Genomic DNA, 14,246 nt, shown 5'->3' with positions numbered 1-14,246 from the left:
TACCTGGTCGCGACCGGCCGCATGGCCGCGGGTGCGCGCCCGCGCGGAGACGTGCCCACCATGTTCCGCGCCCTCCTGCCCGCCGGGCGCCGCACGGCCTCCGCCACCGGCACCGGCGCCGCGACCATGACGGCCCTCGCCGCCCGCCTGTACGAGCTGCGCGAGACCGACCGCCTGCGCCACCTCGTGGACCTGGTCCGCACCGAGGCGGCGGCCGTCCTCGGCCACGCCTCGCCGCAGGCCGTCGCCGCCGACCGCGACTTCCACGACCTCGGCATCGACTCCCTCACCGCGATCGAACTGCGCAACCGCCTCACCGCCGTCACCGGCCTGCGCCTCCCGGCGACCCTGGTCTTCGACCACCCGACCCCCGCCGCGATCGCCGAACTCGTCCTCGCGGAGGTGCTCGGGCAGGACGACGAGCCGGCGGCCCCGGCCGCGGCGGCCGTCGCCACCGCCGACGACCCGATCGCGATCGTCGGCATGGCCTGCCGCCTGCCCGGCGGGATCGGCACGCCCGAGGAACTGTGGGCGCTGGTCGCCGAGGGCCGCGAGGGCATCTCCGACTTCCCGACCGACCGCGGCTGGGACCTCGACACCCTGCTCGGCGGCGGCCCCGGCGACCGCGGGCGCAGCGCCACCGCGAAGGGCGGCTTCCTGCACGGGGTGGCCGACTTCGACGCGGCATTCTTCGGCATCTCGCCGCGCGAGGCCCTCGCGATGGACCCGCAACAGCGCCTCCTGCTGGAGACGTCCTGGGAGGCCGTCGAGCGCGCCGGGATCGACCCGACGGCGCTGCGCGGCAGCCGGACCGGCGTCTTCGTCGGCACGGGCGGCCAGGACTACCTGACGCTGGTGATGAACGCCCAGGAGGACATCGAGGGCCACGCGAGCACCGGTCTGGCCGCGAGCGTGGTCTCCGGCCGGATCTCCTACACCTTCGGCCTGGAGGGCCCGGCGGTCACCGTCGACACGGCGTGCTCCTCGTCGCTCGTGGCGATGCACCTGGCCGCGCAGTCCCTGCGCAGCGGCGAGTGCACGCTGGCGCTGGCCGGCGGCGTCACCGTGATGTCGTCCTCGCTCGGTTTCCCGGGTTTCACCCGGCAGGGCGGTCTGGCCCCGGACGGGCGCTGCAAGGCGTTCGCGGACGGGGCGGACGGGACCGGCTGGTCGGAGGGCGCGGGCGTCCTGGTGCTGGAGCGCCTCTCGGACGCGCGCCGCAACGGGCACGCGGTGCTGGCCGTCGTGCGGGGCAGCGCCGTCAACCAGGACGGCGCCTCCAACGGCCTCACCGCCCCCAACGGCCCGTCCCAGCAGCGCGTCATCCGTCAGGCCCTCGCCAACGCCCGTCTCTCGGCGGCGGAGGTCGACTTCGTGGAGGGCCACGGCACGGGCACCACCCTGGGCGACCCGATCGAGGCCCAGGCCCTCCTCGCCACCTACGGGCAGGACCGTGAACGCCCGCTGCTGCTCGGCTCGTTGAAGTCCAACATCGGCCACACCCAGGCCGCCGCCGGTGCGGCCGGCGTGATCAAGGCCGTCCTCTCGATGCAGCACGGCGTGCTGCCCCGCACGCTGCACGTGGACGCGCCGTCCTCGCACGTCGACTGGACGGCCGGTGACATCCGGCTGCTCACGCAGGCCGAGGAGTGGCCGGAGACCGGCCGGCCGCGCCGCGCGGGCGTGTCGGCCTTCGGGATCAGCGGCACGAACGCGCACGTGATCGTCGAGCAGGCGCCGCCGGCCGAGGCTCCCATGGCGGAGCCGTCGGTCGTGCCGGGCGTCGTGCCGTGGGTGCTGGCGGGCAAGTCGGAGGCGGCGCTGGACGCGCAGCTCGCGCGGCTCGCCGGGCTGGACGGCTCGCCGGCGGACGTCGGCCTCTCGCTGGCCGCCGGGCGGTCGCGGTTCGCGCACCGGGCGGTGCTGCTGGACGGTGCCGAGGTGGCCCGGGGCGTCGCCGACGGCGAGCGCAGGACGGCGCTGCTGTTCTCCGGACAGGGTGCCCAACGTCTTGGTATGGGAAGGGAGTTGTACGACCGCTTCCCCGTGTTCGCCGAGGCCTTCGACGCGGTGTGCGCGCAGTTCGACCTGCCCGTCCGCGAGGTCGTGTGGGGCGAGGACGAGGAGCCGGTCAACCGGACCGCCTACGCCCAGGCGGGCCTGTTCGCCGTCGAGGTGGCACTGTTCCGCCTGGTCGAATCCCTGGGCGTGCGGCCGGAGTTCGTGGTCGGCCACTCGATCGGTGAGATCGCGGCGGCGCACGTGGCCGGGGTGTTCTCGCTGGAGGACGCCTGCGCGCTGGTCGCTGCTCGCGGCCGGCTGATGCAGGCGCTGCCGGAGGGCGGCGCGATGCTCGCGGTGCAGGCGACGGAGGACGAAGTCCTCCCGCTGCTGGACGAGTTCGTGTCGATCGCAGCCGTGAACGGCCCGAGTTCGGTCGTCGTCTCGGGCGCCGAGGAGGCCGTCGAGGCGATCGAGGAGCACTTCGCCGACCGCCGGACGACGCGCCTGCGCGTGTCCCACGCCTTCCACTCCCCGCTGATGGAGCCGATGCTGGAGGACTTCCGCGAGGCCCTCGACGGGCTCACCTACAGCGCTCCTTCGATCCCGCTGGTCTCCAACCTGACGGGTGAGATCGCTGCGCCCGAGCAGCTGTGCACCCCCGACTACTGGGTGCGCCACGTCCGCGAGGCCGTGCGCTTCGCCGACGGCGTCCGCACCCTGCACGCCGCCGGCGCGACCGACTTCCTGGAGCTGGGCCCCGACGCGGCCCTGTCCCCGGCCGTCCGGCAGACGCTGGCCGACGCCCCGCCGGCCGACGGTCCGGACGCCGTCGTCGAGCCGGCCGGCCGCCGCGGCCGCCCCGAAGAGGTCGCCCTGCTGACCGCGCTCGCCCGCCTCCACGTCGTCGGCGTGCCCGTCGACTGGGCGCGGCTGTTCGACGGCACCGGCGCCCGGCGCACCGGCCTGCCGACCTACGCCTTCCAGCGCGAGCGCTACTGGCCGCAGACGCACGCCCCGGCCGGCCGCCCCGGCGCCGCCACGCCGGACGACCCGCTGGACGCCCGCTTCTGGGCCGCCGTCGAGGGCGAGGACCTGGACGCGCTCGCCGCCGACCTGGCCGTGGACGGCGACGCGCTCGGCGCGGTGCTCCCCGCCCTGTCCGCGTGGCGGCGCCACCACCGCGACCAGTCCCTGCTGGACGCGCTGCGCTTCCACGAGTCCTGGCGCGCGCTGCCGGGCGGGTCGGCGGCCCGGCCGTCCGGCCCGTGGCTGGTGGTGACGCCGGCCGAGGGCGGCGACGAGGCGTGGGCGGCGGCGGTCTGCGAGGCCGTCGGTCCGGACGCGCTGTGCCTGTCCGTGCCCACGCCGGAGCGCGCCGAGCTGGCCACGCTGCTGCGCGAACTTCCCTCCACCGGACGCCCGTTCACCGGCGTCCTGTCCCTCCTCGCGCTCGGCCGGGGCGCCGAGCCGGCCGCCGCGACCCTCACCCTGCTGCAAGCGCTGCACGACGCCGACGTCACCGCGCCGCTGTGGTGCCTGACGCGCGGCGCGGTCTCCGTGGCCCGCACCGACCCGCCGACCGCGCCCGAGCAGGCCGCCGTGTGGGGCCTCGGCCGGGTCGCCGCGCTGGAGCACCCCCAGCAGTGGGGCGGTCTCGTCGACCTGCCCGGGACGCCGGACCAGTCCGCCGTGCGCCGACTGGCCGCCGTGCTCGCCGGCGCGGACGGTGAGGACCAGATCGCGATCCGCTCGGCCGCCGTCCACGCCCGCCGCCTGGTCCCGGCCCCGGCCGGCGCGCCGGACGCGGGCTGGACGCCGGGGGAGACCCCGGGCACCGTGCTGATCACCGGCGGCACCGGCGGCCGGGGCGCCGCCGTGGCCCGGCAGCTCGCCGCCGCGGGCGCGAGCCACCTGCTGCTGGCGAGCCGCCGCGGGCCCGACGCCCCCGGCGCCGCCGACCTCGCCGAGGACCTGAGCGGCCTGGGCGCCGTCGTGACGATCACGGCCTGCGACGTCGCCGACCGCGAGGCTCTGGCCGCCCTGCTGGCCGGGATCCCCGCCGACGCGCCGCTCACCGCCGTCGTCCACGCGGCGGGCACGGTCGACGACGGCGTCCTGGACGACCTGACGCCGGAGCGCCTCGCCGCCGTCCACCGGGTCCGTGCCCGAGGAGCGCTCCACCTGGACGAGCTGACCCGCGGCCTCGACCTGACGGCCTTCGTGCTCTGCTCCTCCGTCGCCGGCGCCGTCGGCACCCCCGGCCGGGCCACCCTCGCCGCCCCGGCCGCCGTCCTGGACGCGCTCGCCCAGCGCCGCCGGGCCGAGGGCCTGCCCGCCACCTCCGTCGCCTGGGGCGCCTGGGTCGGCGCCGAGTACACCAGCATCGACTCGGGCGCCCCGGTCGAGGACGACGGACGCACGCAGCGCGCGGCCGTCCCGGCCCTGCACCCCGACCTCGCCCTCGCCGCGTTGCGCCAGGCCGTCACCCGCCCGGCCCCGGCGCTCGTGCTGCTCGACCTGACGCAGCCGCAGATCCTGGAAAGCCTCGTCGGCCTGCGCGGCAACCCGCTGCTGCGCGACCTCCCGGCCGCCCGGCCCGCCCTGGAGGCCGCCGCCGCGACCCGCCGCGACTACGCGACCGCCGCCTCCGAGCTCACCGGACGCCTCCGCGCGCTCACCCCGACCGAGCGGACCACCCTCCTCACCGACCTCGTCCGCACCCACGTCGCCGCCGTGCTCGGCTACGCCGACCGGTCCGCCGTCGCCCCGGACCGCAAGTTCCGCGACCTCGGCTTCGACTCGCTGACGGCCGTCGAGCTGCCCGCCCGGCTCGGCGCGGCCACCGGCCTCAAGCTCCCCGCCACCTCCGTCTACGACTACCCGACCGCCCAGGCCCTCGCCGAGCACCTCCTGGCCGAGCTCCTCGACACGCCCGCCTCCACCCCGCTGCTCCCCGCCGCGGGCGCGGCCGTCGACGGCGACCCGATCGCCATCGTCGGCATGGCCTGCCGCCTGCCCGGCGGGGTGACCTCGCCGGACGAGCTGTGGCGGCTGGTCGCCGAGGGCGGCGACGGCATCGCCGGCTTCCCCGAGGACCGCGGCTGGGACCTGCGGACCCTGCTCGTCGGCGACCGGGACGGCCGCGGCCGCAGCGCCACCCTGGAAGGCGGCTTCATCGACGCCGTCGCCGACTTCGACGCCTCCTTCTTCGGCATCTCACCCCGTGAGGCCCTCGCCATGGACCCGCAGCAGCGCCTGCTGCTGGAGACCTCGTGGGAGGCGCTGGAGCGCGCCGGGGTCGACCCGCAGAAGCTCGGCGGCAGCCGGACCGGCGTCTTCGTCGGCACCAACGGCCTCGACTACGCGACGCTCATGATGAACTCGCGCGAGGACATCGGCGGCCACGCCGGCACCGGCCTCGCGTCGAGCGTGCTGTCCGGCCGCATCTCCTACACCCTCGGCCTGGAGGGCCCGGCCGTCACCGTCGACACCGCGTGCTCCTCGTCGCTGGTCGCCCTGCACTGGGCCACCCAGGCGCTGCGGGGCGGCGAGTGCGCGCTGGCGCTCGCGGGCGGCGTGACGGTGATGACCACGCCGGTGAGCTTCGCCGGCTTCACCGTCCAGAACGGTCTCGCCGCGGACGGCCGCTGCAAGGCCTACTCGGACGCCGCCGACGGCACCAACTGGTCCGAGGGCGTCGGCATGCTGGTCCTGGAGCGGCTGTCGGACGCCCGCCGCAACGGGCACCCGGTGCTCGCCGTCGTCCGGGGCTCGGCGGTCAACCAGGACGGCGCCTCGAACGGCCTCACCGCGCCCAACGGCCCGTCCCAGCAGCGCGTCATCCGCCAGGCCCTCGCGAGTGCGGGACTGTCGGCCGCCGAGGTCGACGCCGTCGAGGGCCACGGCACCGGCACCGCCCTCGGCGACCCGATCGAGGCCCAGGCCCTCCTCGCCACCTACGGCCGGAACCGCGAACGGCCGCTGCTGCTCGGCTCGTTGAAGTCCAACATCGGCCACACCCAGGCCGCCGCCGGCGTCGCCGGCGTGATCAAGACGGTGCTCGCCATGCGGCACGGCGTGCTGCCGAAGTCCCTGCACATCGACCGGCCGTCCGCGGTCGTGGACTGGACGGCGGGGTCGATCGACCTGCTCACCGAGGCCCGGCCGTGGCCCGAGGTCGACCGCCCCTGGCGCGCCGGGGTGTCCTCGTTCGGGATCAGCGGCACCAACGCGCACGTGATCCTCGAACAGGCCCCCGCCGTGACCGAGCGCACCGAGGACCAGCGGGTGCTGCCCGCCGTCGTCCCGTGGGTGCTCTCCGGCCGCTCCGACGAGGCGCTGGAGACCCACCTCGCGCGCGCCTCCGCGCTCGAACTCTCCCCGCTGGACATCGGGTTCTCGCTCGCCACCGGACGCTCCGCCTTCGAGCACCGGGCCGTGCTGCTCGCGTGCAGCGAGGGGCTGACGGAGGTCGCCCGCGGCGTCGCGGCGGACCGCTCGACGGCGTTCCTGTTCTCCGGGCAGGGCTCGCAGCGCCTCGGCATGGGACGGGAGCTGTACGCGCGCTTCCCGGTGTTCGCGGACGCCTTCGACGCGGTGTGCGCGGTACTGGACGAGCACCTGGACCAGCCGCTGCGCGCGGTCGTGTGGGGCGAGGACGCGGACCTGCTGAACCGGACCGCGTACGCCCAGGCCGCGCTGTTCGCCGTCGAGGTGGCACTGTTCCGCCTGGTCGAATCCCTGGGCGTGCGGCCGGATTTCGTGGCCGGGCACTCGATCGGTGAGATCGCGGCGGCGCACGTGGCCGGGGTGTTCTCGCTGGAGGACGCCTGCGCGCTGGTGGCTGCTCGCGGCCGGCTGATGCAGGCCCTCCCGTCCGGCGGCGCGATGCTCGCGGTGCAGGCGACGGAGGACGAAGTCCTGCCGCTGCTGACCGAGTTCGTGTCGATCGCGGCCGTCAACGGCCCGACCTCCGTCGTCGTCTCCGGCACCGAGGAGGCCGTCGCGGCGATCGAGGAGCACTTCGCCGACCGCCGGACCACCCGCCTGCGCGTGTCCCACGCCTTCCACTCCCCGCTGATGGACCCGATGCTGGAGGACTTCCGCGCCGTCCTCGACGGCCTGTCCTACAGGGCTCCTTCGATCCCGGTCGTCTCCAACCTCACCGGCGGACTGGGCGAGGACCTCGGCACCCCCGACTACTGGGTGCGCCACGTCCGCGAGGCCGTCCGCTTCGCCGACGGCGTCCGCGCCCTGCGCGAGGCCGGCGCGACCGCCTTCCTCGAACTCGGCCCCGACGGCGTCCTCACCGCCCTCGCCGAACAGAGCCTCGGTGAGGACGCGGCCGACTGCGTCCGCGCCGCCGCCCTGCGCAAGGACCGCGGCGACGAGCGCGCCCTGCTGACCGCCCTCGCCGTCCTCCACGCGGCCGGCGTCCCGGTCGACTGGGCGGCCCTGTTCGACGGCACCGGCGCCCGCCGGGTCGACCTGCCCACCTACGCGTTCGACCACCGCCGCTACTGGCCGCGCCCGGCCGCCCTCTCCGGCGACGTGACCTCCGTCGGGCTCGTCCCGGCCGAGCACCCGCTGCTCGGCGCCGCCGTCCCGCTCGCCGACGACACCGACGGCGTGCTGTTCACCAGCCGCCTCGCCCTGCGCGTCCACCCGTGGCTGCTCGACCACCGGATCGGCGGCCGGCCGGCCTTCCCCGCCGCCGCCTTCGTCGAACTGGCCGTCCGGGCCGGCGACCAGGTCGGCTGCGGCCGGATCGCGGAGCTCACGCTCGGCGACCCGCTGCCGCTCGCCGAGGACGACGAGCCCGTCGTGCAGGTGCGCGTCGGCGCGCCCGACGACACCGGCGCCCGTCGGGTGGCCTGCTACGCCCGCCCCGGCGACGCCGCCCCGGACGAGCCGTGGACGCGCTGCGCCGGCGGCACCCTCGTGCCGCAGGAGACGGACCTGCCGGACTACGCCCAGGCGGCCTGGCCGCCGGCCGGCGCGCTCGCCGTCGACCTGGACGGCTTCTACCGCGAGCCCGGGCGCGGCCCGGCGTTCCGGGGGCTGCGCGCGGCCTGGCTGCGCGGCGAGGAGGTGTTCGCCGAGGTCGAGCTGCCCGGCGAACCGGGCGAGGACGCCCGCTACTTCGGCCTCCACCCGGCCCTGCTCGACGCCGCCCTGCACGCCGCCGTGCTGATCGGCGTCGGCACCGAGGAGCAGCTGCCGCAGCCGCAGGCCTGGCAGGGCGTCGCCCTGCACGCCGGGGGAGCGGCCGCCCTGCGGGTGCGCGTCGCCCGTCTCGGCGAGGACACGGTGTCCGTGACCGCCACCGACCCGGCGGGCGGCGCGGTGCTGACGGTCGGCTCGGTCACCCTGCGCGCCCCGCAGGCCGCCGCTGCCGCCGCCCGCACCGGCCGCGACCCGCTGTTCCGGATCGAGTGGGTCCCCGCCCCCGCCGCGCTGCCCGCCGCCACGGCGCCGCGCTGCACGGCGCTCGGCCGGGACGCCTACGGCACGGGCTCCTCGGCCGCGACGCTCGCGGACCTCGGCCGCCGGGTGCCGGACCTCGTCCTGGTCGCCCTGGAGGGCCCGGCCGGCGACGTCCCGGAGGCCGTCCATGCGCACACCACGCGCGTGCTCGCCCTGGTCCAGGACTGGCTGGCCGAGGACCGGGCCGCCGCCTCCCGGCTGGTGTTCGTGACCCGGGGCGCCGTCCGGGCCGCCGACGGCGAGACCGTCCGCGACCTGCCCGGCGGCGCCGCCTGGGGCCTGGTCCGCTCGGCGAACTCCGAGCACCCCGGCCGCTTCGCCCTGCTCGACGTCGAGCGCACCGAGGACGTGGCCGCGGCGCTGCCGCTGCTGTCCGGCCTCCTGGCCGACGGCGAGGCCCAGTTCGCGGTCCGAGGCGGCGCGCTGCGGGTGGGCCGGCTCGCCCGGCTCGCCGACGCGGCCGGACTGCTGCCCCCGGCGGGCACCCCGTGGCTCCTGGACGGCACGCTCGCCGACGACATGGCCCTCGTGCCCTGCCCCGGGGCGGCCGAGCCGCCCGCGGCCGGGCAGGTGGCCGTCGCCGTCCGGGCCGCTGCTGTCCTGCCCGCCGGGGCCGCGCGAACCGGCGGTGCGGCCGGCGTGGTGACGGCGGTCGGTGACGACGTGCCGGACCTGCGCCCGGGCGACGAGGTCTTCGGCGTGCTGCCCGCCGGGCCGAAGGCGGTCGCCGACCGGCGCCTGCTGGCCCCGCTGCCCGGGGGCTGGTCCTTCGAGGCCGCGGCCGCCCTGGCCGCCGACTTCGTCCCCGCCCGGCAGGCCCTCGGCCGCGAACCGGCCGGCCGGACCGTCCACGTGCACGCCACCGTCACCGGACCGGCCACCGCCGCCGTCGAACTCGCTCTGCGGCTGGGCGCAGACGTGTCCGCCACGGGGCCCGACGGGCTGCGCGACGCCCTGCTCGGCCACGGCCTGCCGCCCGAGCGGATCGTCGAGCGTGCGGCGGCGGGCACCGAACTCGTCCTCGACGACGACGCCTTGGCCCAACTGCCCGCACCGGCCGCCGAGGACACCGCCGACATCCTCGCGGAGCTCGTCGCCCTGGCGGCAAGCGGTGAGCTCGCCCCGCCGCCGGTCGCCGCGCACGACATCCGCGACGCGCGCACCGCGCTCGCCGCCGGGGCCCCGGCCGACCGGACCGTCCTCACGATGCCCGCGCAGTGGAACCCCGACGGCACCGTGCTGATCACCGGCGGCACCGGCGCCCTCGGCCGCCACCTCGCCCGCCGCCTCGCCGTCAGCGGCACCCGCCACCTGCTGCTCACCAGCCGCCGCGGACCGGACGCGCCCGGCGCCGCCGAACTCCTCGCCGACCTGGCGGCCCTCGGCGCCGAGGGCCGCGTCGTCGCCTGCGACACCGCCGACCGCGCCGCCACGGAGGCCCTGCTCGCCGGCATCCCGGCCGAACACCCGCTCACCGCCGTCATCCACACGGCCGGTGTGCTGGACGACGGCATCATCACCGCGCTCACCCCCGAGCGGCTGTCCGCCGTCCTGCGGCCCAAGGTCGACGCCGTCTGGCAGCTGCACGACCTCACCCGGCACCTGGACCTCGCCGCCTTCGCCGTCTTCTCGTCCATCGCGGGCGTCATGGGCAGCCCCGGCCAGGGCAACTACGCCGCCGCCAACGCCTTCCTCGACACCCTGGTCGACCACCGCAGGTCGCTCGGCCTGGCCGGCACCTCGCTCGCCTGGGGCCCGTGGGCCCAGGAGGCGGGCATGACCAGCGAGCTCAGCGAGACCGACATGCGGCGCATGCAGTCCGGCGGCATCCCGCCGCTCTCCGTCGAGCAGGGCCTCGCCCTGTTCGAGGCCGCCCTCGGCTCCGCCGAACCGCTCGTCATCCCCATGGGCCTGGCCGCCGGGGGCATGCGCCCCCAGGGGGAGGTGCCGCCGCTGTTCCGCGGACTCGTCCGCGCCGCCCGGCGCACCGCCGCCGGAGGCGGCGCGAGCGGGGCCGACGTGGCCGCCGACTTCACCCGGCAGCTGCTCGACCTGAACGAGCGCGACCGCATGCGCTACCTCGTCGACACCGTCCGCGCCGAGGCCGCCGCCGTCCTCGGCCACCCCTCCCCGGAGGCCGTCGACGCCGAGCGCGACTTCTACGAGCTCGGGTTCGACTCGCTCACCGCCGTCGAGCTGCGCAACCGGATCGCCGCCGTCACCGGCCTGCGGATGCCCGCCACCGTCGTGTTCGACAGCCGCTCGCCCGTCGAGCTCGCCACCTGGATCCGCAGCGAACTCGCCAACCAGCGCACCGAGGACGGCGAGGGCGGGGCCGTCCTCGTGCCCGGCGGCGAACCCGAACTCGACTCCCTGGAACGGCTGTTCACCGACGCCCTGGCCAACGGCAAGGTGCCCGAGGCGCAGCGCATGCTCGCGACCGTCGCGGCCCTGCGCCCCACCTTCGAGGCGACCGCCGAACTGGAGGACCTGCCCTGGGCGACCCGTCTCGCCGAGGGGCCGCGCCCGACCCGGCTGATCTGCGTCAGCGCGCCCACCGCCAACGCGGGCGTGCACCAGTACGCGCGGCTCGCCGCCCACTTCCGCGGCGAGCGCGAGGTGTCGGCGCTGCCGCTGGTCGGCTTCGCCACCGGCGAGCGGCTGCCCGCCACCCCCGAGGTCGCCACCCGGGTGATCGCCGAGAGCGCCCTGCGCGCCGGCGACGGCCACCCGTTCGTCCTCGCCGGCCACTCCTCCGGCGGCTCCTTCGCCTACGCGGCGGCCGGCCTGCTGGAGCACACGTGGGGCATCCGCCCGGCGGGCGTGGTGCTGTTCGACACGCTGAGCTTCCAGCACAACGCGGACGAGGGCACCGACTACAGCGGCATGATGCGGCTCAACTTCACCGGCGCCGACTCGCCGGTGCGGCTGACCAACTCCCGGCTGTCCGCCATGGGCCGGTGGATGGTCCTGCTCAACCGCCTGGAGGTCCACCACACCACGGCCCCCGTCCTGCTGGTCACCTGCGACCGCGCCCTGACGGGCGTCGACGAGGCGCCCATCGAGCAACGCGCCCAGGCCGAGCCGCTCGTGCCGGGAGCCCGGGTGGTCGGTGTCGACGCCGACCACCTGTCGATGATCCGCGAGGACTCGGCCCTCACCGCGCAGATCGTGGAGGAGTGGCTGCGCGGCCAGGAGTGACGCCTCCGAGCGGGCGTGCCCGGCACCCTAGGTGCCGGGCACGCCCGTTGTCGTCGCGGGGCCCACTCGCTCGGTGGTGGGGGTGAGCCGCAGGTGGATCGCGAGGACGCCGAGCGCTTCCTTCGGAGGATCTCCAGATACCAGGAGATGGCAAGTCCACGTGCACAGCGTGCCGATCGCAGGAATTGAGTCCAGACCCTCGTTGTGGGGCCATTCGTTTAGGGAAAACCGGGGCCGTCCGTGGCGAGACTGGGCGGGCGACGGGTCGGACCTGACGTCAGGAGCTCGCGGTCGGCCCCGGATCGGGCCTGCCGGGACGGGCTCGCACGACAGGACCGCCCGCACGGCGTTCCTGGCGACCCCCGGAGAGGTTGACGTCCCGATGTCGAACGAAGACAAGCTCCGCGACTACCTGAAGCGGGCGATCGCGGACCTCCACGAGACCCGCGAGCAGCTGCGCGAGGTGACCGAGCAGCACCGGGAGCCGATCGCCGTGGTCGGCATGGCCTGCCGGCTGCCGGGCGGGGTCGCCTCCCCGGAGGAGCTCTGGGAGCTGGTGCGGGACGGCGTGGACGCCGTCTCCGCCTTCCCCGCCGACCGTGGCTGGGACCTGCCCGAGGGCGCCGTCACCGCCCGCGAGAGCGGATTCCTGCACGACGCGGGCGAGTTCGACGCCGAGTTCTTCGGCATCTCGCCGCGCGAGGCCCTCGCGATGGACCCCCAGCAGCGGATCCTCCTGGAGACCGCCTGGGAGGCCGTCGAACGGGCCGGCATCGACCCCGGGACGCTGACCGGCACGCCGACCGGCGTGTTCGTCGGCACCGGACACGGCGGCTACGACAGCGCCTCCACGGCTCCCGGCCAGGTCGCCGAGACCGCCGCCGGGCACCTGCTGACCGGCAACACCGTCAGCGTCGCCTCCGGCCGCATCTCCTACGTGCTCGGCCTGGAGGGTCCGGCCATCACCGTGGACACGGCCTGCTCCTCCTCCCTCGTCGCCCTGCACCTCGCCGTGCAGTCGCTGCGCCGAGGCGAGTGCACGCTCGCCCTCGCCGGGGGGGTGACGGTGATGTCCACCCCGCAGATGTTCACCGAGTTCTCCCGGCAGGGCGGCCTGGCCGCCGACGGCCGGTGCAAGCCCTTCGCGGCGGCGGCCGACGGGACGGCGTGGAGCGAGGGCGCGGCCGTCCTCCTGGTCGAGCGGCTGTCCGACGCGCAGCGCCTCGGCCACCCGGTGCTCGCCGTCGTCCGGGGCTCCGCCGTCAACCAGGACGGCGCCTCCAACGGCCTGACGGCGCCCAACGGCCCGTCCCAGCAGCGGGTGATCCGGGCCGCGCTCGCCGACGCCGGCCTGACGCCGGGCGAGGTGGACGTCGTCGAGGCACACGGCACGGGCACCCGGCTCGGTGACCCGATCGAGGCCCAGGCGCTCCTCGCCACCTACGGCCAGGACCGCGAACGGCCGGTGCTCATCGGCGCGTTGAAGTCCAACACCGGCCACACCCAGGCCGCCTCCGGCGTGGCCGGGGTGATCAAGGCGGTGCTCGCGATGCAGCACGGCCTGCTGCCGCGCACTCTGCACCTCGACACGCCGACCCCGCACGTCGACTGGACCGCCGGCGCCGCCGAGCTGCTCACGGAGGCCCGGGAGTGGCCCGAGGCCGACCGTCCCCGGCGCGCGGCGGTGTCGTCCTTCGGCGTCAGCGGCACCAACGCGCATGTGGTGCTGGAGGCGGCGCCGGGGGAGGACTCGACGGTCGCCGAGGGTGCACCCGGGGCGGTGCTGCCCTGGGTGCTGTCCGCGCGCAGCGAGCCTGCCCTGCGGGCCCAGGCCGGGCGGCTGGCCGCCCACCTCAGGACCCGTGGGCCGCTCGCCCCGGCGGACGTCGCGTACTCCCTGGCGACCAGCCGGACGGCCATGGCGCACCGGGCCGTCGTCGTCTCGGCCGACCCGGAGGAACGGCTGCGCGCCCTGGACGCCCTGGCGGGCGGGGGCGGCGGAGCGGGCGTTGTCGCGGGGGTGGTCGAGAAAGGGGCGACAGCGTTCCTGTTCTCCGGGCAGGGCTCGCAACGCCTCGGTATGGGACGGGAGTTGTATGCGCGCTTCCCGGTGTTCGCGGGGGCTTTCGACGCGGTGTGCGCGGCGCTGGAGCTTCCCGTACGCGAGGTGGTGTGGGGTGAGGACGCGGAGTTGCTGAACCGGACGGAGTGCGCCCAGGCGGGCCTGTTCGCGGTCGAGGTGGCGCTCTACCGGCTGCTCGAATCGTTCGGCGTGCGGCCGGAGTTTGTGGCCGGCCACTCGATCGGTGAGGTCGCGGCGGCGCACGTGGCCGGGGTGTTCTCGCTGGAGGACGCCTGCGCGCTGGTGGCTGCTCGCGGCCGGCTGATGCAGGCCCTCCCGTCCGGCGGCGCGATGCTCGCGGTGCAGGCGACGGAGGACGAAGTCATCCCGCTGCTGGACGAGTTCGTGTCGATCGCAGCCGTGAACGGCCCGAGTTCGGTCGTCGTCTCGGGCGCCGAGGAGGCCGTCGAGGCGATCCGCGAGCACTTCGCCG

The 14,246-nt window shown here is 76.4% G+C and carries 2 protein-coding genes; both read left to right on the top strand.

From position 1 onward, the window contains the following. Nucleotides 1-51 precede the first annotated feature (51 nt). On the top strand, nucleotides 52-11,691 hold the full coding sequence (locus ACWCXH_RS38770) for a type I polyketide synthase (RefSeq protein ID WP_449806221.1): 11,640 nt from the start codon (nucleotides 52-54) through the stop codon (nucleotides 11,689-11,691). A 382-nt stretch (nucleotides 11,692-12,073) separates the two neighbouring features. Beyond that, nucleotides 12,074-14,246 (top strand): type I polyketide synthase (locus ACWCXH_RS38765; RefSeq protein ID WP_449806220.1); only part of this gene is annotated, 2,173 nt, incomplete at its 3' end.

The organism is Kitasatospora sp. NPDC001660 (assembly GCF_053596725.1).
Note: the sequence above shows the minus strand (reverse complement) of the source record. Positions and strands in the feature narration are given on the sequence as shown.